The sequence below is a fragment of the Amycolatopsis sp. NPDC089917 genome, assembly GCF_040684635.1.
In the GTDB taxonomy this organism is placed as follows: domain Bacteria; phylum Actinomycetota; class Actinomycetes; order Mycobacteriales; family Pseudonocardiaceae; genus Amycolatopsis.
Genome location: NZ_JBFBGL010000050.1, coordinates 34415 through 59102, shown reverse-complemented (window position 1 = coordinate 59102; position 24688 = coordinate 34415). Strand labels below are relative to the sequence as shown.

General features: G+C 69.4%; 20 protein-coding genes. 9 read left to right on the top strand and 11 right to left on the bottom strand.

The features are described 5' to 3' along the window. Positions 1-97: 97 nt before the first annotated feature. Both AB0N89_RS29920 and AB0N89_RS29915 read right to left on the bottom strand, forming a co-directional pair. The gene (locus AB0N89_RS29920) at positions 98-2158 is read right to left on the bottom strand and encodes a YhgE/Pip domain-containing protein (protein WP_364211162.1); all 2061 of its coding nucleotides are present in this window, start codon (positions 2156-2158) and stop codon (positions 98-100) included. Then, positions 2158-4857, bottom strand: a complete 2700-nt coding sequence (locus tag AB0N89_RS29915; RefSeq protein ID WP_364211159.1) for an MMPL family transporter — start codon at positions 4855-4857, stop codon at positions 2158-2160. The genes AB0N89_RS29920 and AB0N89_RS29915 overlap by 1 nt, the downstream gene beginning before the upstream one ends. 116 nt (positions 4858-4973) lie before the next feature. On the opposite strand from AB0N89_RS29915, the gene AB0N89_RS29910 reads away from it, so the two are divergent. Together AB0N89_RS29910 and AB0N89_RS29905 are read left to right on the top strand one after the other, a co-directional pair. Beyond that, positions 4974-5630 carry a helix-turn-helix domain-containing protein gene (locus AB0N89_RS29910; protein ID WP_364211156.1) on the top strand — a complete coding sequence of 219 codons (657 nt, stop codon included), beginning with the start codon at positions 4974-4976 and terminating at the stop codon, positions 5628-5630. A gap of 420 nt (positions 5631-6050) precedes the next feature. Beyond that, positions 6051-6491 (top strand): hypothetical protein, encoded by a 441-nt coding sequence (locus AB0N89_RS29905; protein ID WP_364211153.1) that lies wholly within the window; start codon positions 6051-6053, stop codon positions 6489-6491. Here the strand turns inward: AB0N89_RS29905 and AB0N89_RS29900 are convergent. The 4 genes from AB0N89_RS29900 to AB0N89_RS29885 form a co-directional block, all read right to left on the bottom strand. Continuing rightward, the gene (locus tag AB0N89_RS29900) at positions 6463-9348 is read right to left on the bottom strand and encodes a BTAD domain-containing putative transcriptional regulator (protein WP_364211150.1); all 2886 of its coding nucleotides are present in this window, start codon (positions 9346-9348) and stop codon (positions 6463-6465) included. The two genes, AB0N89_RS29905 and AB0N89_RS29900, sit on opposite strands and share 29 nt — an antisense overlap. Before the next feature lie 20 nt (positions 9349-9368). Then, entirely contained in the window at positions 9369-10031 is a 663-nt protein-coding gene (locus tag AB0N89_RS29895) for a response regulator transcription factor (protein WP_364211147.1), read from the bottom strand. After that, the gene (locus tag AB0N89_RS29890) at positions 10028-11194 is read right to left on the bottom strand and encodes a histidine kinase (protein ID WP_364211144.1); all 1167 of its coding nucleotides are present in this window, start codon (positions 11192-11194) and stop codon (positions 10028-10030) included. Before AB0N89_RS29890 ends, AB0N89_RS29895 begins: the two co-directional genes overlap by 4 nt. A gap of 112 nt (positions 11195-11306) precedes the next feature. Next, positions 11307-11678 carry an MmcQ/YjbR family DNA-binding protein gene (locus AB0N89_RS29885; protein ID WP_364211141.1) on the bottom strand — a complete coding sequence of 124 codons (372 nt, stop codon included), beginning with the start codon at positions 11676-11678 and terminating at the stop codon, positions 11307-11309. Positions 11679-11790: 112 nt separating this feature from the next. Between AB0N89_RS29885 and AB0N89_RS29880 the strand changes: the two genes are divergently transcribed. Genes AB0N89_RS29880 through AB0N89_RS29870 form a run of 3 tightly spaced genes read left to right on the top strand, consistent with a single transcriptional unit; the run spans position 11791 to position 15742 of the window. After that, on the top strand, positions 11791-13011 hold the full coding sequence (locus tag AB0N89_RS29880; RefSeq protein ID WP_364211138.1) for an SGNH/GDSL hydrolase family protein: 1221 nt from the start codon (positions 11791-11793) through the stop codon (positions 13009-13011). 58 nt (positions 13012-13069) lie between these two features. Then, a complete protein-coding gene (locus tag AB0N89_RS29875; RefSeq protein WP_364211135.1) occupies positions 13070-14455 on the top strand; it encodes an FAD-binding oxidoreductase in 1386 nt (461 codons plus the stop codon). Positions 14456-14479: 24 nt separating this feature from the next. Next, positions 14480-15742, top strand: a complete 1263-nt coding sequence (locus AB0N89_RS29870) for a class I SAM-dependent methyltransferase (protein WP_364211132.1) — start codon at positions 14480-14482, stop codon at positions 15740-15742. 2 nt (positions 15743-15744) lie between these two features. On the opposite strand, the gene AB0N89_RS29865 is transcribed toward AB0N89_RS29870, so the two are convergent. Next, positions 15745-17355: a thiamine pyrophosphate-binding protein gene (locus AB0N89_RS29865; RefSeq protein WP_364211129.1), complete on the bottom strand. Its 1611-nt coding sequence runs from the start codon at positions 17353-17355 to the stop codon at positions 15745-15747. Beyond that, positions 17352-18128 (bottom strand): cyclase family protein, encoded by a 777-nt coding sequence (locus AB0N89_RS29860; protein WP_364211127.1) that lies wholly within the window; start codon positions 18126-18128, stop codon positions 17352-17354. The genes AB0N89_RS29865 and AB0N89_RS29860 overlap by 4 nt, the downstream gene beginning before the upstream one ends. A gap of 115 nt (positions 18129-18243) precedes the next feature. On the opposite strand from AB0N89_RS29860, the gene AB0N89_RS29855 reads away from it, so the two are divergent. The 3 genes from AB0N89_RS29855 (at position 18244) to AB0N89_RS29845 (ending at position 20499) form a co-directional block, all read left to right on the top strand. Then, entirely contained in the window at positions 18244-18717 is a 474-nt protein-coding gene (locus AB0N89_RS29855; protein WP_364211124.1) for a GNAT family N-acetyltransferase, read from the top strand. Positions 18718-18864: 147 nt separating this feature from the next. Beyond that, on the top strand, positions 18865-19077 hold the full coding sequence (locus AB0N89_RS29850) for a hypothetical protein (RefSeq protein WP_364211121.1): 213 nt from the start codon (positions 18865-18867) through the stop codon (positions 19075-19077). A 174-nt stretch (positions 19078-19251) separates the two neighbouring features. Then, entirely contained in the window at positions 19252-20499 is a 1248-nt protein-coding gene (locus AB0N89_RS29845; RefSeq protein ID WP_364211118.1) for a DUF222 domain-containing protein, read from the top strand. A gap of 49 nt (positions 20500-20548) precedes the next feature. Here AB0N89_RS29845 and dgt read toward each other — a convergent pair whose 3' ends face one another. The 3 genes from dgt to AB0N89_RS29830 form a co-directional block, all read right to left on the bottom strand. Beyond that, on the bottom strand, positions 20549-21907 hold the full coding sequence (gene dgt, locus AB0N89_RS29840; protein WP_364211116.1) for a dGTP triphosphohydrolase: 1359 nt from the start codon (positions 21905-21907) through the stop codon (positions 20549-20551). Positions 21908-22033: 126 nt separating this feature from the next. Beyond that, positions 22034-22897: a sigma-70 family RNA polymerase sigma factor gene (locus AB0N89_RS29835; RefSeq protein WP_364211113.1), complete on the bottom strand. Its 864-nt coding sequence runs from the start codon at positions 22895-22897 to the stop codon at positions 22034-22036. A 34-nt stretch (positions 22898-22931) separates the two neighbouring features. Then, positions 22932-23846, bottom strand: a complete 915-nt coding sequence (locus AB0N89_RS29830; protein ID WP_364211110.1) for a glycoside hydrolase family 16 protein — start codon at positions 23844-23846, stop codon at positions 22932-22934. 121 nt (positions 23847-23967) lie between these two features. Between AB0N89_RS29830 and AB0N89_RS29825 the strand changes: the two genes are divergently transcribed. Continuing rightward, complete coding sequence (locus AB0N89_RS29825; protein WP_364211107.1) at positions 23968-24678, top strand: GntR family transcriptional regulator; 711 nt, start codon at positions 23968-23970, stop codon at positions 24676-24678. Positions 24679-24688 lie beyond the last annotated feature (10 nt).

Below are 24688 nucleotides of genomic sequence, written 5' to 3'. Positions count from 1 at the left end.
TGCCGCCCCCGGGGGCGGGCGGGCGGGCGGGGTCGGTGCGCCTGCTGGATAAAACCCCCCAACCCCCCCCCCACGACCCACTCGACCGAGACGCCACTCAAGCCAGCCGCAGTCCCCGTCCCGGCAGGGATCGCCGCCGGTCCGTCACCAGGATCATGGCGAGGGTCCCGATTCCCAGCCACACCACCAGTTGCACGATCCCCGACGTCAACCCGTCGGTGCCCGTCAGCAGCGACCGCAAGGCGACCAGGGCGCCGTTCGTCGGCAGGATCCCCAGCACGGTCCCGAAAAACCCGGGCACCGTCGAGACCAGCGAAGCGCCGACAGTGAGGACGAGGATCGCGAGAGCGGCGAAGCGGCCGGGACGTTTGAAGATCGCCACCAGCGCTTGGTTGACCACGGTGAACGTCCCGGCCGCCAGCACGAGTACCACCAACAGGGTCAGGGCCTTGCCGAAGCTCAGGCCGAGGAACGCCCAGAACACCCCGGTCAGGATCAGGGCGGTCAGGACCGCGAGCGTCGCGCCCGGGACCGCCGCGGCAAGGATGATCCGCCAGCTCGGTTCGCGGGTGGTGAGCACGCTCGGTGGCACCGCCTGGATCACCTGGTACGTCGCCAGCGCGCACACCCACAGTGCCAGCACGAGGATCAGCGCCACCGCGCCTTCGCCGAACGTGCCCGAGCCCGCCGTGTCGGCGATCACGGGCGTGGCGGCGACCTGTTTGAGGTGGTCGCGTTCGGTCTGGGTGTAGTCGGGCACCTTGCCCCGGCCGTCGTTCAGGCCCTTGGCCAGCTCCGAGGCACCCGATTCGGCGCGCTGGCTGCCATCGGCCGCGGCGCGGGCACCGGTGGCGAGATCACCCGCGCCGGTGGACAGCGTCGTCGCGCCACCCGCGAGCCGGCCCGAGCCATCGGCGAGCTGACGCGCGCCGGAATCGGCTTCCTTGACACCGGCGTTGAGCTTCCGCGCGCCGTCGGCCGCCAAGCCGATGCCGCCCGCCAGTTCCTTCGACTTGTCCGCGAGCTGCTTGTTCCCGTCGGCGACCTTCTGCGAGCCCGCCGAAAGGTCTTGCACGGCCTTCTTCGTCTGCACGACGGCGTCGCGGATTTCGGCGCGTTTGCCGTCGAGGATCTCGGCGTCGGCGGTGAACTTCTCCGAAGCGGCTTTCAGATCGGCGCAGAACTTGGTGTCGCCAGTACACCTCTGCGCGAGCTCGGCGAACTTGCGCGCCGAATCACCCGCCGTGGGCAGCGCGTCGATGATCCGGACGACCTTGTCCGCCAACGGCGAGATCTTGTCGGCCAGCTGTTTGTTGCCGTTCGCGACCTGCTGCGCCCCGTCGGCCAGTTCCCGGGTCAGCCGGGGCAGCTGGGCGGTGTCCTTCTCGGCCTGGGTCAGGCCCGCCGACAACTGACCGGATCCGGCCGCGAGCTGCCCGGTCCCGTTCGCGAGCTTGCGAGCCCCGTCCGCCAGTTGCCCGGCCGCACCGCTGAGTTTTCCCGCCCCACCGGCGAGTTCCCCCGCACCGGACGCGAGTTTCCCTGTCCCGTCGGACAATCCCCGCAGCCCGACGACGAGCTGGTCGCTGCCGTCCGCCGCGGTCACCAGCTGCTGGTGGATCGAGGAGAACCCGAGGTACAGATTGTCCACATAGGTCTCGACGATCTGCCGGTTGAGCGCGGTGAGCGTCGCGTCCGCGACTTCCCGGCTGGCCACCGGATCGACGAGACCGGTGCGCTGCGACGTCTCGACGCGCATGATCGCCTGCTTCGCGTCGAGCGGCTTCCCCGAGGTCGACGTGGCCTGCGCGGAGAAGTTCGGCGGGATGGTCACGACCGCCGAATACGTCCCGTCGGAGAGGCCGTCCTTGGCGTCGTCGGCGTCGGTGAGCACCCAGGTGTACGCGGAATCCTCGCCGTGCACGAGGTTTCCGGCCAGTTCCCGGCCGAGCGGGATCAGCTGGCCGTTCACCGTGACCGGCTCGTCGGTGTTGACCACGGCCGCCTTGGCCGCGCCGTGGTTGTCGCCGGGCGACCAGAACGCCCACGCCAGCCCGAGCGCGACGATCACCGGGACGAGCACGATCCCGAGCCAGGTCTTCCAGGTCAGCGGACCGAAGGCGGTCGCACGGGCGGAGCCGGTGAAGAAGCGGGACATCAGCGGACCTCGGCGGGGACGGGAGCGGGCGACAGGGCGAGGCCCGCGACGGCGGTGGTGGGCAGCAGATCCCGCACGATGGCGAGGCTCTGGCAGGACACGGCGAACGTCGCGGCCCTGCTCGCGAACGCCTCTCTCAACCCGGCGCGCTGAGCGGTGGCGACGACGGTGTCCAGATCGTCGAGGAAGACGAGTCCGACGCCGTCCTCGATCGCGCGGCGGACTTCTTCGGCGGGATCGTCGGTTTCCTTGCAGGCGACGAAGGCGGCGTTCCGGCGGACCGCGTGCGCGTGCTGCGGCAGCATCCGGCCGAGGACCTTCAGATCACCGCGGACGTGCGGGACACGACCGGCGAGCGCGTACAGCAGAGCGCTCTTGCCCGCCGGGCCGGAGCCGTGCACGGCGAGGATCTCCCCCGGGCCGAGGTGCAGTTCGACGTCGCGGAAGACGGTGCGGCCGCGGTCGTCGTCCACGCGGAGACCGGCGGCGCTGATCACCTCGGAGGAGCCGGGCGCGGGCCAGTCGGCGAGCCGGAGTTCGTGGACGAGACCGTCGCCCTCGGCGTCGAACACCGGCAGTTTACGGTCCAGCCACGGCGGCAGACCCCAGGCACGCGGTCCCAGCAGCGCGAGGATCGCCGGGACGAGGGTCATCCGCACCAGGAAGGCGTCCACGAACACGCCGACGGCGAGGCTGAACGCGATCGGTTTGATCGTCGCGCTGCCGTCGGGGACGAACGCGGCGAACACGCCCAGCATGATCACCGCCGCCGCGGTCACGACTCTCGACGCGGACACGAAGCCGGTCTCGATCGCCTGGTGCGCGTCGCCGTGATGGACGTAGTCCTCCCGGATCCTGGACACGAGGAACACCTCGTAGTCCATCGCGAGTCCGAAAAGGACGCCCATCAGGATGATCGGCAGGAAGCTGATCACGCTGCCGGTGCGGGTGACGCCCAGCGCGTCGGCCAGATGGCCCTGGCCGAACACGAACGACGTGGCCCCGAACGCGGCGCCGATCGAAAGCAGATAGCCGAAGGTCGCCTTGAGCGGCACCAGCACCGAGCGGAACACCATCGCCAGCAGCACCAGGGAAAGCCCGACGACCAGGATGCCGAACGGCAGCAGCGCGTCGCCGAGTTGCGCGGACACGTCGATGCCGACGGCGGTGAACCCGGTGACCGCGGTCTGCACGCCGTAGCGGTCCTTGAACTGTCCTTCCATCGACCGCAGCCGCTCGACGAGTTCGTCGGTCGCCTCGTCGTAGGCGCCGGTCGTGGGCACGACCTGGATGATCGCGGTGTCGCCCTTGGGGTTCGGGGTGGCGAGCGGGACGACCGCGACGCCGGGAACCTTGCGGATGTCGTCGGCGATGCCGTCGGTGATCCCGACCGGGTCGGTGGTCGACAGGATGTCCGCGGTGACGACCAGCGGGCCGTTGAACCCGGGTCCGAAATGCTCGGAGACGACGTCGTACGCGACGCGCGCCGGGGTGCCGTCCTCGTCGGTTCCGTTGTCCGGCAAGGCGAGCCGGAGATCCAGCGCGGGGATCGACGCCACCGTGAGCACGCCGACGATCAGCGCGATCGTCACCCAGGGCGACTTGGTGGCGAGCCGGACCCAGCGCAGGCTGAAACGTGTCTTGGGGCGCTTGGCCTTCCGGGCCTTGCGCGGCTTCTTGGGCCGCAACCGCTCGCCCGCGAACGCCAGCAGCGCGGGAATCAGCGTGATGGCCACGATCACCGCGACGGCGACCCCGCCCGCGGCCGCGACACCCATCACGGTCAGGAACGGGATCCCGGCGACGAACAGGCCCAGCAGGGCGATGACCACGGTGAGCCCGGCGAAGATGACGGCGGATCCCGCGGTCGCGGTCGCCCTGGCGATGGACTCCTCGACTTCGAGTCCTTCGGCGAGCTGGTCGCGGTGCCGGGAGAGCAGGAAGAGCGCGTAGTCGATACCGACGGCGAGGCCGAGCATGACCGCGAGCATCGGCGCCGTCGAGGACACCGTCGCCACCGACGTCGCCGCGTAGACCAGTGCCACCGAGACGCCGACGCCGAGGATCGCCGTCAGCAACGGCATTCCCGCCGCGATGAACGAACCGAACACCATCAGCAGCACCACGAGGGCGATGACGAGCCCGATCCCCTCGGTGGGACTGAGCTTCGGCACCTTGTCCGAGAACGCGTCACCGCCGGTGAGCACCTCGGTGCCGTGGCCGATCCGGTTCTCCATGTCCTGCGCGATCCCGGCGAGCGCGGTCCTCGTCGACGGCTGGATGTCGGCCAGCCCGACGTCGAGCTGCACGGTCACCAGCGCGGCACGGCCGTCCTTGGACACGGCGTCGTGCACGGCCGCGTCGAAGGGGTTCACCACTGTCGAGACCTGCGGCGCCCCGGTCAGCTCCGGCACCACCGCGGCGACCGCGTCGCGCACGGCGGCGGAATCGGCCCGCTGTCCCTCGGGGACGAGCACGACCAGCTGCGCCGACGTCCCGCTCACCTGCGGGAAGACCCGGCCGAGGTGATCGAGCGCCTCCTGGGACTCCGAACCGGGGATCGCGAAAGTGTCATCGGTGCCCTGGCCGAACAGCAGCGCCGCCCCGCCCGCGACACACAGCATGACCAGCCACAACGCGGTGACCAGCACGCGTCCGCGGGCGGCCAGCCTGCCGAGGCGGTAGAGGAATGACGACACGATCGGCTCCCGGCGCTCGTTGGATACATGGCGTATCGTAATGCACTCTGTATCCGATTTACGATGTATCCTGTCCCACAGCCGGGTGAACCGGGCGCATACGAAAGAATGGCGAGATGACCGAGGAGCGGGGCGCCACCATGACCAGGCGCCGGGCGGACACCCGCCGACGGCTGATCGACGCGGCGTACGAGGCCTTCTCCGAACACGGCATCCGGGACACCCCGGTCGAGCTGATCTGCGAGCGCGCCGGCTTCACCCGCGGCGCCTTCTACTCGAACTTCAGCTCGAAGGAAGACCTCTTCCTCGCCCTGTTCCAAGAGGAGACCGAGGTCCGGCTCAAGCGCTTCCACGACGCCACCGAAAGCGTGCTCGGCGAGGTGGTCGTCCGCGCGGACGAAGACCTCTCCCCCACCCTCGGGCGGATCGCCGACCTGTTCATGGTCGCGCTCAGCGCGGACAAGAACTGGTACCTGCTGTGCGCGGAATTCCGCACCCAGGGCCTGCGGCAGCCGGAGATCCGCGACCGGATCGCCGCCGCGTTCCGGTACTTCCACGCCGAACTCGGCAAGGTCCTCGTCGGCGCGCTCGACCGGATGGGCCGGGAGCTGACGATCTCGCCGGACGACGCGGTCCTCGTCCTGATCGCCCTCTACGAGCAGGGCTTGCAGAACTACCTGCTGGACGGCAGCGAACTCCCCTCCGACGGCCGGTTCGTCAGCGAACTGATCCCGAAGGTGATGGCCTCCCTCGTCGTCCCCGCGCGAAGCTGAGGCGTCGCCCTCAAGCCTCGCGAGTGGTGAGTGGCGATTCGGGTCAGGGCCAACCGGGTCCGAGGTACTTACGGTCGGGCGGTTTCGTGTGCTTGGAGGGGCGACACGCGTGACTGGATGGACGACACGTGTGTCCAGGCGGACGACTCGCGTCGGAAGCCCGGCCACGAGCGTGTCGTCCATCCAGTCACGTGTGTCGTCCATCGGATCACCCGTGCCGTCCATCGGATCACGCCGCGGTGGGACCTCGTTCCAGGTCTCGTGAGCGGCGATTCGGGTCAGAACTCGAAACGCCGCTCGCGACCACTCCGCTCCAGCGCGTTCCGGCGGTGCCGGCGTTTCATCGGGATTTCATGGCTCCGACCTACGGTCCGGGCACGGATCCGCACCGGCGGACCGGAAGTTCCCCGAGGAGAACGCATGAGCCCGGCCGTCCGGACCCCGTACAACATGGTGACGCCCGAGGGCGACGCGCCAAGTCCCGGGGAACGGGACGGGCTCGTCGGACCGGGCTGGAGCTGGGCCGCGTTCTCCACCCCGTGGGAGGACGGCCGCCCGGCGCCCAAGTACCGGTGGACGCTGTTCGACACCGCCGCCCACGCCGTCGAAGATCTCCGTCGCCGCCTCGAAGACGGAAGCGTCAGCAAGCGCGGAGCCCTGTGCGCGTCCGTCCTCGAAACGCGCGGCGCGCCGCGGGACCTGGTGCTGTGCGACGGGGCCGACTGGGCCTGCGTCGTCCACGAAGTCCGCGACGGGGTGCACTTGGCCGACGCCGCCGACGCCTACTTCGAGCGCTGGCGCCGGGGTATGACGGGGCACCGCTTCACGATCGTCAACGCCGGCGTGCCGACTGTCTGGTGAGGTCCAGACCTTCCAGCGCGAGGGTGCGCTGCGTGGGATCGCCGTCGGGTCCGAGGGTGGTGAGCACCCATTCGAAATGCTCCCGCGCGGCGACCGGTTCGCCCGCGGCGAGATGGGTGCGGCCGAGCCGGTTGCGGATCTCGGACTCCATCCCGACGATGGTCTCCTCGGTGACGGCCGTGAGCGCCCGCCGCTGGAGTTCGAACGCGGCGTCGAGGTTCCCGAGTTCCAGTTCCGCGGCGCCGAGCCGGGCGAGCCCGGTCGCGATCAGCAGGCCGTCCGTGGTCTCCTCGGCGAGTTCGAGAGACCGCCGGAGGTCCAGCGCGGCCTCGGCGAATCGGCCGATTTCGAGGCGGACGGTGCCGCTGTGGCACAGCACCCTCGCCAGCATCCCGGGACTGCCGATCTCTTCGCTCAGGTCACGGGCGCGGCCGAGGTGGACGAGCGCGTCCTCGTGCTCACCCCGCAAATAGGCGAGGTAGCCGAGCGCGGACATCGCCCGTTCGGCGATCCACCTGTCCCCGACCTCCTCCGCCATGGCTATCACCCGCTCCATCCCGGGGATCGCGCGTTCGTGATGGCCCTCGATCAGGTCCGCCATGGTGAGCCCGCCGAGCGCCCGCGCCTCCACCCCGCGGTCACCGGAGGCCTGGCCCGCCCGCAGCGCGTCGTCGAACCAGCCTCTCGCCCGGTCCAGCTGCCCTTGCATGGCGTAGGCGTAACCCAGGCAGAACCGCAGCGACGAGATCAGGCGTTCGTCCTCGGCCTGTTCGGCCAGCGGCAGCACGACCTGCAGCGCCGTCCGGCATTCGTGGTACCGCTGCTGACGCGCGAGATAGTCGACCAGCCCCTCGGCGATCGAGCACGCGAGGTCGTCCAGTCCGGCTTCCGCGGCCTGGGTGACCACGTCGGGCAGGTCTCCGGCGGCGTCCAGCCAAGCCGAAGCGTCGCGTTGCCCGGTGAACGGCCCTCGGCCGGAGTCGACCGGGAACCGCGCGACGCCCCATTCACTCGCGTGGCGGGCCGCGCTGACGTACAGGCCGTACACCCGTTCCCGCGCCGCTTCGACGACGTCCTCGGGCATCTCCCCGGCCAGCCGCCGGGCGTAGACCGCCACCAGGTCGTGCAGCCGGTACCGACCGCTCGCCGGTTCCTGGACGAGGCTCGCGTCGACGAGGCTTTCCAGCCTGCGCTCGGCTTCCGCGGGCGAGCAGGCCAGCAGGGCGGCGACCGAAAGGCGGTCGAATTCGGGCGTCGGCGACAGGCCGAGCACGCTGAACGCGTTCTGTTCGGCGGGCCGCAGTTGCTCGTACGACAGGCGCAGCGCCACTTCGACACTGCGGTCCTCGGCGGTCAGTTCGCCGAGCCGCCGCTCGTCGTCCGACATCCGGTCCACCAGGTCCTTGAACGTCCACATCGGACGGTTTTGCAGCCGGGCGCCCGCGATCCTCAGCGCGAGCGGCAGCCGCCCGCACAACCCGGCGAGCGCGCGCACGGCGAACCGTTCGCCCTCGGCCCTCGGTGCGCCCACGATCCGGCCGAGCAGCCGTTCCGCCGCTTCGAGGCCCAGCGCGCCGAGGGAAACGCGACGGTCGGCGTCCAAACCGGACAGACGACGGCGGCTGGTCACCAGCACCCGGCTGCCCGGCCCGGACGGCAGCAGCGGCCGTACCTGCCCGGCGGACTCGGCGTTGTCGAGCACCAGCAGCAGCCGCAGGTTCGCGGTCGCCGCCCGCCACGACGCGGCCAGTTCGTCGAGATCGTCCGGCATGACGCCGTCCTCGACACCGACCGCGCGCAGCAACCGCCGCAACGCGCGCTCCGGCGTCACCGGCTCACGGCCTTCGGTGTAGCCGTGCAGATCCACGAACAGCGCGCCGTCCGGACAGGACTCACGGAGCTTGTGCGCCGCGCGCACGGCGAGTGTGGTCTTCCCGGCACCGGGAACGCCGTCGACGGCGTCGACCGAGACAGCCTCGGGGTCACCGTCCTCGACGAGTACCGCGAGCTCCCGGTCCCGCCCGACGAGTTCGCCGTTGGCGGCGGGCAGTTCGTTGCGGACCCGGCGCGGCGTCTCCCGGCGCTGGGTGACGCCGAGCTGCGCGTCGTCCCCGCGCAGCACCGCTTCCTGTACCTGCCGCAGTTCCTCGCCCGGCTCGACGCCGAGCTGCTCCACCAGCCGCTCGCGGACCTCGGTGAACACCTCCAGTGCCTCCGCCTGGCGTCCGCTGCCGTAGAGCGCGCGCATCAGCAGCGCGGCCAGCGGCTCGCTCGGCGGATCGGCCGACACCAGCGCCGACAGCTCGCCGATCACCTCGTCGAACCGGCCGAGTTTCAGCTGTGCCCGCAGTTTCCGGCTCAGCAACAGCAGTTTGCGCTCCTCCAGCCGTCGCCGCTCGCCCTGGACGAACGCGCCGGGCAGCCCCGTCAGCGGCTCGCCGTGGAACAGTTCGAGCGCTTCGGCGAAGGTGTTCACCGCGGCGACGAGATCCCCCGCCTCCTCGGCGGCCGACGCGACGCCCGCGACCTCTTCCAGCCGCGCGACGTCCAGCCGGACCCCGCCGCTGGCGAACCGGTAGCCGCCGCGGTCGGACACGATGACCGAGTCACGGGGCTTTTCCCCGGAGGTGTCCAGGCATTGCCGCAACCGGCGAACGTAGACCGGCAGGACATTCGACTCCGGCGGCTTCTCCCAGAGCCCGTCGGTGAGTTCGTAGTGGCTGACGGTCACGTCCGGGCGCAGCAGCAGCGCGGCCAGCACCGCCTGCTGCCGGACCGGGCCGAGGTCCAGCCGTTTCTCCCCGTGCCAGGCCCGCAACGGGCCGAGCACTTCGAACCGAAGGCGCGAGTCGGACATGATCCCCCCATCGTTGCGCATCAGCCCGGCACCACGATCCCGTGATCGAACGCGTAGACGATCGCCGCCGCCCGGTCCCGCAACTGGAGTTTGGTGAAGATCCGGCCGATATGGCTCTTCACCGTCACCTCCGAGATGACGAGCGCCGCGGCGATCTCGGCGTTGGTCAGCCCGCGCCCGATCGCGCGGAGCACGTCCTGTTCCCGCGGCGTCAGCAGTTCGGGTGACCGTCCGCCGCTGCCGTTCCCGGCGGCCTGCCGGTAGGCGGCGAGCACCCGGCCGGTGACCCCGGGGTCGAGCCAGGCGTCGCCCCCGGCGACCGCCCGCACGGCGCGGATCAGGTCTTCGGCGGGGGAATCCTTGAGGACGTAGCCCGCGGCACCCGCCCGCAGCGCGTCGGCCAGGAGATTGTCGTCGTCGAACGTGGTCAGCGCGAGCACCGGCGGATGGCCTGACGACCGCCGCAGCCGCCTGGTCGCCTCAACCCCGCCGACGTTCTTCATCCGCAGGTCCATCACGATGACGTCGACCTCGTGCGCGGCCAGCGCCGCGGGCACTTCCGAGCCGTCGCCGCATTCCCCCGCGATGACGAACCCGTCGCGGCGCCGCAGGATGCGCCGCAGCCCGGACCGGACCAGCTCCTGATCGTCGACCAGCAGCACCTGGACCTCGGCGGCGGTCATGACTTGGCCCCCGGCACGGTGACCTGCACGATCCACTGCCTGCCTTGCGGTCCCGCGCTGAGGTCGGCGCCGAGCTGGGCCGCGCGAACGGCCATCCCCGCCAGTCCCGAACCGTCCTCGGCCGTGCCCCGGGCCGCCCCGGCGAGGGTGTTGCTGACGGTGAGCTTCACTCCCGAGCGGCCGGCGTTCAGCCGGACCTCGGCGTTCGCGCCGGGGGCGTGCTTGACGACGTTGACCAGTGATTCCTGCACGATCCGGTAGAGACCCAATCCTTCCGAGGCGCCTACCCGGCCGAGGTCGCCTTCCTGTGTATAGCGCACCGCCAGCCCGGCGACCCGCGTGCGTTCCACCAGCGTCGCGATGTCCTCGACCCCCGGCAGCGGAGCGTCGCCCGACGGGGTGTCGGCGAGCAGGCCGACCGTGCGGCGGATGTCGGCCATCGCGGCCCGTCCCACCTGCTCTGCCTCGGTGAGCGCTTCGATCGCCTCGTCGACGTCGCGGTCCTGCTGCAGCGCGTGCCGTGCCCCGGTCAGGTGCAGCAGCGTGATGCTGAGCGAATGGCCGACGACGTCGTGCACCTCGCGCGCGATCCGCTGACGTTCGGCCAGCAAGGCCTTGTCGCGGGAGGCGTCACGGTTGTCGCGTTCGGCGTCCAGCACCCGGGTGTACCAGCGGACCATGAGCCCGCCGCTGAGCCCGAGCAGGATCGCGACCATGTACACGGGCCCGCCGATCAGCCCGCCCCAGATCCCCGCCACGACCAGGACCAGTTCACCGGCGACGGTGACGATCGCGATCCCCCACGTCGTCCGCAGGACACTGCCCGCCTCGGTCGCGGCGACCAGGAGCAGCAACGGCGCGAAGTCCGGGAGCACGGGCTCGATGAGCAGGACCACGGTGGCGGCGATCAGCGCCACCATCCGCACCCACGGCATGATCCAGTCGGTCACCACCCAGATCACCGACGGCGCGATCACGAGCAGCCCGGCCAGCGCGATCGGCTCGGGCGGCAGCAGGGCGTCCCGCTGCGTCAGCGCGACCACCGTGAACACGAAGCTCACCGCGCTGGCGCACAACGCGCCCCACCACGGCAGGGAGAGGCCGGCCCGGGTGAGACTGACCTGCACCCGTGCCCGGAACCGGTCCCGCAAGATCTCCAGCACGGCTCCAAGCCTAGGAAGTGCCGGAAGGCGCGTCATCGTGCGGCGGGCGGCACCCGTCTCCGCCCACGGTAGGAGGCCGGGACCGAGGAAATCCGGAGGAACCGGGGCGCGTTCACTCCTGGCTGAGCGCGACCCACTTCAGCTTCTCCTGTTCCCGCTTCGGCAGGCCCGCGACGACGAGGTCGTAGGAGTCCTCGATCATCTCCCGGACGAAGTCGTCGGTCAGCGAACCGTCCAGCCGGACGGTGTTCCAGTGCTGCTTGTTCATGTGGTACCCGGGGATGATCGCGGGATGTTCGGCGCGCAACCGGACCGCGACATCGGGCTCGCATTTGAGGTTGATCCGCAGCGGTTCCGCCTTGAGCGGGCTGAGCGCGAACATCTTGCCCGCGACCTTGAACACGCTGGAGTTCTCGTCGAACGGGAACTCCTCGCGGGCACCGGGGAAGCCGAGGCAGAGCTTCCGGAGAGCGGCAGGGGTCATGGCGTTCAGCCTAGGCGGCACCACCGACAGAAACCTGTCCTGTCGTGCGCATTGACCGGCTGTCGGTGATTCCTTGACGATGAGGGGAGCCGACTGGGTGGAGGCGGAACGCATGCGTTTGAAGCATCTCGCGGTGGCCGGGATCCTGCTGCTGGGCGTCGTCCCCGGAGTCGCCGCGGCGGCCCCGGCGAATCAGGCTCAAGGGGAAAGCACGGCCACGAACGGCTGGGTGGGCACGTGGGCGGCGGCGCCCGCGGCCGGAGTGGCCGGGACCGACAACGGCTACCCGAACTTCTCGATCCGCAACATCGTGCACACCAGCGCCGGCGGGCACGAGGTCCGCGTGCGGCTGTCCAACGCCTTCGGCCGGACGCCGGTGCTGTTCGGCAAGGTGACCGTCGCGGTCGCCGCCGGCCCGGACACGCCACAGGCGGTCCCCGGCACGATGCGCACGCTGACCTTCGGCGGCGACCGTGAGGTCACCGTGCCCCCGGGCGCCGACATCCTGAGCGACGGCACGGCACTGGGCGTGCCGAGGGACGGCGATCTCCTGGTGACGACGTACACGCCGACGCCGTCCGGCCCGGTCACCTATCACCCGCTGGCCATGCAGAACTCGTACTTCACCCGGAACGGCGACAAGGCGGCCGACGAGTCGGCGGCCGCGTTCCCGGAGAAGACCGCGGTCTGGCACTACGTGTCCGGAGTGGACGTCCGCGGCGCGGGATTGCGGGGCAGTGTCGTGGCGATCGGCGACTCGATCACCGACGGCGCGAACTCGACCTGGGGCGCGAACCTGCGCTGGCCCGATCAGCTCGCCGACAAGATCAGCGCGCGTATGGGCGTGCTCAACGCCGGGATCAGCGGGAACCGGCTGCTGCTCGACGGAGGCAACTACGGCGTCAACGCGCTGGCACGGCTCGACCGGGACGTGCTGAGCCAGTCCGGCGCGCGGACGGCGATCGTGTTCGAGGGCATCAACGACATCCAGCAGACCCCGCACCAGGCCGATCCGAACAAGATCATCTCGGCGCTGAAACAGATCGCCGGCCGGGCGCACGATCGCGGTCTGCGGGTGCTCGGCGCGACGATCACCCCGTGGAAGGGCTGGGGTTCGTACACGCCTCGACTCGAGGAGACCCGGCAGGCGGTCAACCGGTTCATCCGGACGAGCGAGCTCTTCGACGGCTACATCGACTTCGACGCCGTGATCCGCGATCCCGCCGACCCGCAGCGGATGAAACCGGAGTACGACTCCGGCGATCACCTCCACCCCGGGGACAAGGGCTTCACCGTGATGGCGGACGCCGTCCCGGTGCAGCGGCTCCGGTGAGAATCAAGGGCTGCGCCAGGGCCTTTCGTGGGGCACGATGAGCTGATGGCGATCAGGAATGACTAGCGGCGACAGCGGGATCCGAGCGACGGCGCGGCTGGTCCGGTTCGCCGAACACGAGGCACGCGCCGAAACGCTCCGGGCCCGGCTGGCGGATCTCCACGGCACGATCCGGCTGGCGAAGCGGACGTCGAACCTGTTCCGGGCGCGGACGGCGACCAGCACGCCTGGTCTGGACGTCTCGGGGTTCACGCACGTGCTCGACGTCGATCCCTTGGCGCGCACGGCCGACGTCGAGGGCATGGTCACCTACGAGCAGCTGGTGGACGCGACCCTGCCGCACGGCTTGATGCCGATGGTCGTGCCGCAGCTCAAGACGATCACGCTCGGTGGCGCCGTCACCGGCCTCGGCATCGAGTCGTCCTCGTTCCGCAACGGGCTCGTGCACGAGTCGGTGCTGGAGATGGAGTTGCTCACCGGCGACGGCCGGATCGTCGTCGCGCGGCCGGACAACGAGCACGGCGATCTGTTCCACGGCTTCCCGAACTCGTACGGCACGCTCGGCTACGCGCTGCGGTTGAAGATCGAGCTGGAGCCGGTCAAACCGTACGTGCGGCTCGACCACGTCCGGTACGAAGACACCGAGGAGTACTTCGCGGCGCTCAGCGAGGCCTGCCGCGGCGGGACGGCCGATTTCGTGGACGGAACGGTCTTCGGGCCGGGCGAGCAGTACTTGACGCTGGGCACGTTCGCCTCGTCGGCGCCCGCGACCAGCGACTACACCTGGCTCGACATCTACTACAAGTCGATCCGCTCCCGTGAGGTCGACCACCTGAGCGTCAAGGACTACCTGTGGCGCTGGGACACGGACTGGTTCTGGTGCTCGCGGGCGTTCGGCGTGCAGCGCCGTCTCCCCCGGCTGCTGCTGGGCAGGCGGCTGCTGCGATCGTCGGTCTATTGGAAGGCGGTGGCACTCGACCGCCGCTTCGGGATCGCCGCGAAGCTCCTCAGGCTGCGCGGGCTCCCTCCGGAAGAGACCGTCGTGCAGGACATCGAAGTGCCGCTTTCGCGCGCCGCGGAGTTCCTGGACTTCTTCCGCCGGGAGATCCCGATCAGCCCGGTGTGGATCTGCCCGCTGAAGCAGCGCCCGGGCGGCGTGAACTCGCCGCTGTACGAAATGGACCCCGAAACGCTGTACGTCAACTTCGGCTTCTGGTCCGCGGTCCCGCTCGACCCGGGCGAGGCCCCGGATACGCACAATCGGCTGATCGAGGCCGAAGTGACGCGACTCGGCGGGCGGAAATCGCTGTATTCCGACAGTTTCTATTCCGAAGACGAGTTCTGGCGGCTGTACAACGGCGACGCCTACCGGAAACTGAAGACGGCCTACGACCCGGACGGCCGCCTGCTCGACCTGTACGCGAAATGCGTGCGGCGGCGGTGATCCGGGAGGGGAAGAGAGACGAGCATGGCTGAGACGACGACCGTCGGGCAGATCTTCGAGCGGTTGCTCGGCCCGAGCGCCGAAGTGTCGATCACCGCCTACGACGGCAGCAGGAGCGGACCGCCGGACGCTCCGGTGTCGATCCAGGTGCGGTCACCGCTGGCGCTGACGTACCTGATGTCGTCCCCCGGGGACCTCGGCCTGGCGCGTGCCTACGTCGCGGGCGCGCTCGACGTGGACGGCGATCTCTACTCGGCGCTGCGCGCGCTCGTGGCCCAGGTCGATCAGCTCAGCCCCGCGGACCGGGTGTGGCTGCTGCGCAAACTCGGCCCCACGCACCTGCGCCGCGTCGCCCCGCCCGCCGAGGAACTGCCGAGCAGGCTCAAGCGCACCGTCGACGGGTTGCGGCACTCGAAAGCGCGGGACAGCAACGCGATCTCGAACCACTACGACGTCTCGAACCGGTTCTACGAACTGGTGCTCGGACCGTCGATGGCCTACACCTGCGCCGCGTATCCGTCCGCCGGGTCGTCGCTGGAAGAGGCGCAGGAGCACAAATTCGACCTGGTGTGCCGGAAACTCGGCCTGCGGCCCGGGATGCGGTTGCTGGACGTCGGCTGTGGCTGGGGCGGGATGGTCGAGCACGCCGTCTCGCATTACGGCGTCGAGGCACTGGGCGTCACCCTTTCCAGGGAGCAGGCCCAGTGGGCGCAGAAGGACATCGTGACCAAGGGGCTCGCGGACCGCGCCGAGGTGAGGCACCTCGACTACCGCGACGTCACCGAGAAGGACTTCGACGCGGTGTCGTCGATCGGGCTGACCGAGCACATCGGCGCGCGGAACCTGCCGTCGTACTTCCGTTTCCTCGCCGGGAAACTGAAGCCCCACGGACGCATGCTGAACCACTGCATCACCAACCCGGACACCTCGGTGGCGCACCGTTCACGCGGGTTCATCGACCGGTACGTGTTCCCCGACGGCGAACTGGAATCCGTCGGCGAGATCGCCACCGCGATGCACGACAGCGGGCTCGAAGTGCGGCATTCGGAGAACCTCCGCGAGCATTACGCCACCACCCTCGGCGCGTGGTGCGCCAACCTCGACGCGAACTGGGACGAGGCCGTCGCCGAAGCGGGCGCCGGGCGGAGCCGGGTCTGGGCGCTCTACATGGCCGCGTGCCGTCTCGCCTTCGAACGGCGGGAAATCGAGCTGCACCAGGTGCTCGGGGTGAAGGTCGGCGCGGATGGTGACGCGGGCATGCCGCTGCGACCGGACTGGGGCGTCTAGCCTTAGTGACGGAACGCTTCGGCGAGCCACCACGAACCGCCGTCGTCGGCGATCTTCGCGTCGACGACGAGCGGCGCGTCCCGTGGCTCGTCGAGCCATTTCTTGACAGCGGCGAGGTCGTCGGCCGACCGCACGGTGACGCCGTCGCAGCCGAACCCGCGGCCGATCGCCGCGATGTCCGTGTCGGGGAACCGGACCGTGGTCATGTCGGCGTCGCCGAAGTGGTGGATCTCGGCGCCGTACGCGGCATCGTTGTAGACGATGACCACGAGCGGGATCCGCAGCCGGACGGCGGTTTCCAGTTCGGAGACCGCCATGTGGAACCCGCCGTCGCCGACGCCGAGCACCGGTAACCGCTCAGGCTGGGCCAGCGCCGCGCCGATCGCCGTCCCGAGACCGAGCCCGATGCTCTGGAACGCCTGCGTGAAGCAGAAACCGTTCTCGTCGGGGACGGACAGGTACGCGCTCGGGTAGCCCATGAAGTTGCCGGAGTCGATCGAGAGCACGCGTTCGGCGGGCAGGATCTCGTCGAGTCGGCGGCTGAGCGTGCGTGGATCGATCTTCCCGCCGCCGGATAGGTCGTTATACGGGACGTCGTTCCATCGGGTGCTCGCCGGGGTGTCACGGCTCATCCGGTGGCCTCGCCTGCCGAGTTCCGCGTGGACGTCGACAGCGGTGCTGGTGACGTCGCCGACGACACCGAGGGTGATCGGGCGGTGCGCGCCGAGCGCGGACTGATCGACGTCGACCTGGACCAGCCGGGCGTCCGGGCCGAGGAGCTTGCCGTGCCGGGTGGTCCACATGTTCAGCGCGCAGCCCCAGCCGATCACGAGGTCGGCGTTTCCGACGAGGTTCGCCGTCCGCGGCGACGAAAAGCCGCCCGCGATCCCGAGCGAGAAGGGATCGTCGTGGAAGAGGCCGTGTGCCACCGCCGAGGTCGCCAGCAGCGCGCCGGAGACCTCCGCGAGTGCCTTGAGAGGGGCCGCACTCGCCCGCGCGCCGCGGCCGGCGATGAACACCGGCCGCCGTGCTCCGGCGAGGAGGTCGGCCAGTTTCGCGACCGCCTCGGCGTCCGGCCTGATCGGCGCCGGACCGCGGACCGCCGGTATCCCGACCGAGTCGGGCGCTTCCTGGGCTTGGACGTCGAGCGGGAGGTTGAGCAGGACGGTCCGGCGTCGCTGTACGGCCGTCCGATACGCGCGCACGGTGTCGGCGACCGCGGTGGGCGCGCCGTGGACGCGGTCCGGAACGGCGCCGACGGCGGTCGCGAGCGCGTCCTGGCCGATCCGGAAGTTCGACAGCACCGAAGACGCCGAGGTGTCCCCGGTCAGGACGATCATCGGTGTCCGGCTCTTGGCCGCCTCGGTGATCCCGGTGAGCGCGTTGGTCAGCCCGCAGCCCTGGTGGACGCTCAGCACCGACACGCGGCCGCTCATCCGCGCGTACGCGTCGGCCATGCTCGCCGCGCCGTCCTCGTGCCGCGCGGCGACGAACCGCACTCCGCCCGCCCGCAACCCGTTGGTGGCCTCGAAGTTGCCGCTGCCCACGACCCCGAAAGCGGCGCCGACACCGAGTTCCGCCAGTGTGCGGCCGACCAGCTCCGCGACGTTCACGATCGCTCGACCAGCGCGTACACCCGGGCAGGGCTGCCGGAGCCGCCGACGATCGGAAGCGGGCTAACCACCAGCAGAGCTCCGGTGGGCGGCAGGCTCGCGAGGTTCCGTAGTTGGGTCAGGCCGTGTTTCCCCGCTCCCAGAAGGAGTTCGTGACAGGGGAAGGCCGGTTCGAGTGCCAATGCCTGTCCCGCGTCGGTGCCCACGGTCTCCACGCCGAACCCGGTGATCGGCGCCTCTTCCGCGAGCCAGCGGGCGCACTCCCCCGAGACACCCGGCGTATGCGGGCCGTTCTCGTCGTTGTTGAGGAAGGTCTCCTGGTCGTGCGACCGGGCGTCCCACCCCGTGCGGTAAAGCAGCCAGCCGCCTTCGGGCAGCGGCCCGTTCTCGCGCTCCCACTCGCGGATGTCCTCGACGGAGAGCAGGAAGTCCGGGTCCTCGGCCGCGCGGGCCGACGCGTCGAGCATCACGGCCGGGGCGACCAGCGTGCGCAGCGGCACCTCGGAGACGTCGTGACCGTCCTTGCCCGACACCCAGTGCACGGGGACGTCGAGATGGGTCCCGGTGTGCTCGCCGGTGTGGATGTTGTTCCAGTACCAGCGCGGTCCGCGTTCGTCGTACCGGCTGATCTCCTCCAGGCCGAACGGGATCGTGTTCGCGAACGGCTCCGGCAGCTGGAGGATCGGCGTGCTCTCGCTCAGCGGGGCGGTGAGATCGACGACCTCGACCGCGCCGGTGGCGAGCGCGGTGTTCAGCTGGGCCAACAACGACATGCGTGCCTCCCGGGAGTGACTGGCGTCCTGGTCACCTTAGGCGTGCGGTCCGACAAGATTGTCGGACATCGCTGCTACGTTGCGCCGCGAACTCGGACGAAGAGAGGAGAACACAGTGGCAGAGGTGGCGCTGCGGTTGGTCGAGGACTCCGATCTCGACGCCCTGTTCGAGCAAATGCGTGACCCCGAGTCGGTCCGGATGGCCGCGTTCACCGCCAGGGACCCCGACGATCGCGAAGCGTTCGACGCCCATGTGGCGAAGTTGAGGGCTTCGCCGGACATCATCGTGCGTGCGGTGACCGGTGACGGGCGTTTTCTCGGCACCGTAGGCAGTTTCGTTGTCGAGGGCGACACCGAAGTCACCTACTGGATCGATCGTTCGGCCTGGGGGCGGGGAATCGCCAGCCAGGCACTCGCGCTGTTGCTCGACATCGTCGAGGTCCGGCCGTTGTATGCCCGCGCTGCCAGCGACAACCTCGGATCGCTTCGGGTCCTGGAGAAGGCGGGCTTCACGGTCATCGGGACCGATACCGGTTACGCGTCGGCGCGGAATGCCGAGATCGAGGAAACCATCCTGCGTCTCGGCTAGCCCCTCTCGACCGAAGATCATCTTTGGACGGTTCCCGCTGTCTTTAAGGGCAGACTCGTAGCAGCGATGCGACGGGCTCGGGCAGTGTGGTTCTCGTGTCCGGCAGATGTCACGGCCGGATCACCACGAAGAGCCAAGGAGCGGGAGATGCCCATGATTCGTCGGATCGCCTCAGCAAGCGTGCTTGCCGCGACAGTGGCGGGCGCCGTCCTGTCACTGGCCGGAGCGGCCAGTGCGGAGACCGGCTGGCCGAATGCGGCGAGCAGCGCTCCTGACGGCATGAGCCACATCCAATACGGAAGCAGCCGGTCCATCACCTCGCTGCATCCCGACACCGACTATCCCGCGTCCGAGAGCTGAGAAATCGGACGCATACAGTCGGACGCGCGCTGCAGCAGGGGTGGATCTGACTCAAAACCACCGGAGTCTTCAACAAACTCCTGGCGGAGGCGGGTGGGCGCACTGACCCCTTGAATCCTCCCAAGAATACTTTTCGCGTTCGCACACTTGTTCGATTTTTGGTATTCTTATGAGGTGTCCAGCCAACGAATCCTCGAACCGCCGCAGGAGCTGTGGCGTGCCGGTGCGCGCGAGCTCGCGCACGGCGTGGTCGAGCGATTGTCGCTGGCACGTCAGGCGTTGGCGGAGGTCGGTCAATTCCTGGTGGAGATCGAGTCCCGGGGTCCGATGGAGTTGTTCGGGCATGGCTCGACCGCGGGCTGGTTCGCCGAAACCGCCCGCATCAGCCCCAAAGAGGCAAGCGCCACCGTCGCGCGAGCGGTGGCGCTGAACGAGGGCCGGAATCTGGACGGTACCCCTGCCCCGGCTTTCGCCCCGATCGCCGGGGCCGCCGCAGCCGAGGGCGACCTTGGTCATCAGCAGCTGGATCCACTCCTGGCGGTGCTGAAGAAGATCCCCGCCGACGCGACAGCGGAGGATCGCTCCGGCGCGGAACGGATTCTGGTGAACCTGGCCCGTAGTGCCGGTCCGCAGGAGATCGGGAAGATCGGCGCGGAACTGCTGGCCCACCTCGATCCCGACGGTAACGAGCCGAAGGACGAAGACCTCAAGCCGCCCTCGCGTGAGGTGTATCTGCGGAAACGTGACGACGGCTGGTGGAGGCTCAACGGCTTGCTGGAACCGGAATTCGGCGCGAGAGCCAATGCCCTGTTCGAAACGTGGGGGCAACGAAGACCCGTCGGCGAGGACGGCGACCGCGACCCGCGCACTCCCGGCGAACGCAACGGGGACGCGCTCTTCGACGCGATCCACTACGCCATGACCAACGACAAAGCCCCGACCCTCTCCGGAGACCGGACCACCGTCGTGGTCACGATTCCTCTCGACACCCTGACTTCAGGACTGGGATCCGCCTGCGTCGACGGCGTCACACAGATCACCGCCCGCCACGCTCGCATGCTGGCCTGCGACGCCAAGATCATCCCCGCCGTCCTCGGCTCCCAGAGTGAACCGCTCGACATCGGCCGCGCCGCCCGCACCGTCACCCCCGGGCAACGACGGGCCCTGAACCTGCGGGATCACGGCTGCGCTTTCCCGGGCTGTCACAGGAAACCCAAGCACTGCGAGGCCCACCACATACTCCCGTGGGGCGAACTCGGCGACACGGACCTGAACAACCTGTGCCTGCTGTGCCGCTACCACTACCTGGTCATCCACGGACAGTCCGGCTGGAAAGTCCGCATCGCCATCGACGGCCGGCCCGAGTTCCTCCCGCCGCACTACCTGGACCCGCTACAGAAGCCACGCCGCAACAACCGTTGAACCCGAGGAGCCCGCCACCATCACCGGCGGCGGGCCCCTCGGCATGCCCTCAGTTGAACCAGGTCCCGAACATCGAGCTCTCCGACCGTCCCTCCAGCCGCTTGCCGAGATCGACGGCCTGTGCCTCGGTGAGCAGGCAGATGTAGTCGGTGACGGCCCTGGCGCACCGGGCTTCCTCGTTCTTCTCGGGGATTCCCTCAGCCGTGTCGTCGTGCGTGATGTCGCGATAGATTCCGCGAAGCTGGATGGGAATCTTCGGACTGTTCGGAGACTTCTCCAAGCACTTCATCAACCGGTCGAAGAGTGAGCCGATGATCTGCTTCTGACCTTCCTGGTGGATGGCCAGCGGCGGCCTGTCGATCACGTAGAACCAGGTGAGTTCCTTCAGCGCGGCGACCCGGTACTGACTGCTTTGTTCGATCTCCACGTACGGAGGTTCGTCGAGGAGCCGGACCGCCTTCACGAACCGGGTGAGATGGCCGCTGCCGATCTTGTTCATCTGCACCCGGTTCTTACGGGTCTCCCAGCACTGGGAGTGCAACCGCCCGCCGAACTCGGAGATCACCGTGTCGAGCTCGTTCCGAAATCGGAACTCGTCGAAGCCATTGTGGCCTCTCAATCGGCCGAGGCCATGCTTGACTATGCGCTCCTTGTCCACCGACAGGCTGTGCAAAGGGATCAATCCCGCACGGAAGTAGTCCTCAAGGTCATGGGTCGCGTAGCTGATGTCATCGGCCCAGTCCATCAGAACCGCGTTCGCAGATCTCAAGTCCCCACGGCTGCCTTCCCTCGCCCACTCGAAATCCACCTTCTCGGTCTGATACGCACCCCATTTGTCGCCGTAGCCACGGTCGATCCACAGGGCTGTGGGTTTCGCCGAACCACGCGGCTTGAGGCGCGGATACTTGAGGATCGCGTTCAGCGTCGCCTGGGTGAGATTGAGGCCCGCGTGCTCCATCTTCCGCCGGGCGAGTTTCGTCACCACCCGGAAGGACTGCGCGTTCCCCTCGAAACCTTCCAGCCCGCTGACCTGCGCGAGACGCTGGTCCAGGACCTCTTCTGCGATGTGACCGAACGGTGGATGTCCGATGTCGTGCACTAGACCCGCCGTTTCGACGACGTCCTCGTTGAGGTCCGATCCCTCGGGGAACTCACGCGTCGGATCGTCCAGTTGGTAGCGCAGGTGCTGCACGAGCCTTCGCCCCATCTGCGCGACCTTCAGGCTGTGCGTGAGCCGGTTGTGCAGCACCAGCTGCTCATTGACCGCCGCGACCTGTGCCACCCCCGCCAGCCTCCGGAACGCGGACGAATAGAGCACTCGGTCGCGGTCTCGCTGGTACGCGTCCCGGTAGGTCGTCTTCTCCGAAACTTTGTGGCGCCGGTCCTTTCCGAACGTCCCCTCCGACATGGTCGCCTCCTCGTCGTAGCTCCAAGAGCCTTGAAAAGAAGGCGGACCACGCCGGGGATCCGTTAACGGCTCCGCCGAAGCGGCGAAGTCATCGGTACTGGTTCGCGACCGAACCGCAACCCGGGGTCAGTCCAAAATCATCAGATCCAGCGTCCGCAACCGGTCCTGGTCCGCGATGACGTCGATCTCGGTGATCCGCCCGTCCTCGAACGTGAACGCGAGCACCACCGAAGGCCGTCCTTCGTCCGCCATCACGAGGCCGACGCCGCCGTTCACCAGCGCGAGCTGCGTGACGGCCGCCCGCACCGAGGCGGCCGCCGCGCCGCGCGCCACCATGCCGGCGCCCCGCAGGAAGACCGGCGTGCGCGAGGGACCCGCCGCCTTGTCGGCACGGAGGACGACGTCGGGGTGCAGCAGTTCGAGAAGCGCTTCGAAGTCGCCCCCTCGGGCCGCGGCCAGGTAGGCGTCGACGACCTGGCGCCGTCGCGCGAGGTCCGGTTCCGCGGCGGCGGAACGGCCCTGGACACGGCGCCGGGCGCGGCTCGCGAGTTGCCGCGCGGCGGCCGGGGTGCGGTCGATCAGCGGGGCGATCTCGTCGAACGGCACGGCGAACATGTCGTGCAGGACGAACGCGAGCCGCTCGGCGGGGGCCAGCGTCTCCAGGACCACCAGCATCGCGAGCCCGACCGAGTCGGCCAGCACCGCGTCGGCGGCGGGGTCGACCGAGGAGTCGGCGGGCTCGGAGAACGACTCGTCGAGCGGCTCCTCCCGCCGGTGGTCGCGCGAGCGCAGCACGTTCAGGCACACCCGCGCCACCACCGTGGTCAGCCAGCCGCCGAGGTTCTCGATCTCCGACGCGTCGGTCCGGTCGAGCCGCAGCCACGTCTCCTGGACGGCGTCCTCGGCCTCGCTGGCCGAGCCCAGCATCCGGTAAGCCACCGCCCGCAGACGGACACGGTGCTCCTCGAAAAGTTCCGTCAGCCGGTCCACCGCACTCCTCGCTCCCGCAGAACCCCGTTCACATCTAACAGCCACCGAGATCGTCGGCGAACCGCACGCCCGACGAGCGGTACGCGGCGACCCGGTCGGCGGCGGCCTGCGGCGTCAGGACCTCGTTCTTCGCGTAGTAGACCCAGTCCACCTGTTCGAGGTAGGTGCTCGTGCCGCCGGAGTGCTGGGTGAGGTCGATGAACCACTGATTGAAGTTCAGGGACATGTCCTGCCGCGGGTACACGTCGAACGGCCCACCTCGGTCGTGGTCTGCCACCAGCGCGCCGTCGATGTAGTACCGGACATGCCCGTCGGACACGGTCGCGGCGACCGAGTGCCAGCCGTCGACGCTGCGGCGCTGGCTGTCGCTCTTGTTCTCGGCGTACCACGGTTCCGGCGTGTAGGTGTGCCAGCTGGTCTGGAAATTCACCGGCCCCACCTCGCCCCAGCCGCCGTTGGGCAGGTACTCGGAGAAGTCCAGCTCGCTGTAGATCGGGTCGTTGTCGTAGCGGAGCGGGCTGATCGTGAAGAACGTCTGGTTGATCCGGTCGCCGTCCGGACCGGACGCGGGCGCGTCGGAGAAGCGGATCCGTGCCGCGTAGGTCCCTTCGAAGAATCGCCGGTCGGGCTGCGTGATCTCGGTCTGCGTCGTGCCCGCGGGCGTGCCGTCGGTGGCGGAGGCGAGTTGCAGCACCTTGTCCCCGCCGGACGTGGGGAACGTGATGCCTTCCGGAGCCCACCGCGCGCCGCCGACGCCGGGACCGCCGGCTCCGGAGCGGACCTGCCAGCCGTGCTGGGAGAGGAGACCGTCGGTGTGCGAGGCGTAGTGGAAATCGTCGAACAACGCCCCGCAGGCGGCCGCCCCGGTGGCGGTACCCGGCGCCATCCCGAGTGCGGCCACCGACAAGGCGGCGACGGCTACGAAGCGAAACTTCCCCGGTGCGGACATCATTGTCTCCTTTACCACTGGTCAGTTTCCACCAAGGTCTCCCGGCGAACTGGTAAAGTCAATAGGTCTAGACAACTTGTCCACCAGCCACTTGCCGCTGACCACTGGGTAGGCTTCCGCCATGCGGCGAACAGAGGTCAAGGAGCGGCTGCGCCAGCTCATCGAGCGGCGTCTGCCGGGTGAGGTCCTGCCTTCGGAACGCGCGCTGAGCACCGAGATCGGCGTCTCGCGCCCCACCCTGCGGGCCGCGATCGACGAACTGGAACGCGACGGTCTCGTGGTCCGCGAGCACGGCCGGGGCACGTTCACCGCGCCGCGCAAGATCTCCCAGGACCTCGTGCCCGCGACCGGCGGCGAGCAGTACGCGCCGCCCGCCGAGGGCGAGTGGACCAGCCGGGTGATCGACTTCGCCAGCACGCCGGCGGGCGCCCGGCTCGGCAAACGGCTCGAGGTCTCCCCCGGTCACACGCTGGTGGCCGTCACGCGGATCCGCGTCGTCGAAGAGGCGCCGATGGCGATCGAGCGGATCCTGGTCCCGCGGGATCTCGTGCCGGACATCACGGCCACGGGCTTCGAGTCCGGCTCGTTCTACGAACTGCTCCGCACACGCTACGAGGTCGTTCCCGCGACGGCCGTGCAGGTCATCGAGCCCACGGTGACCGACTCGGACGAATCCGCCCTGCTCGGCGTCCCGCTGCACTCCCCGGCGCTGCTGTTCGAACGCACCACCCGCGACGCGGACGGCCGGGTGATCGAGTACACCCGCTCGATCTACCGGGGCGACCGCTACCGGATCACCTCGCACCTCAAGTTCGACCACACCTCGGGCTGACTCCGGCGTG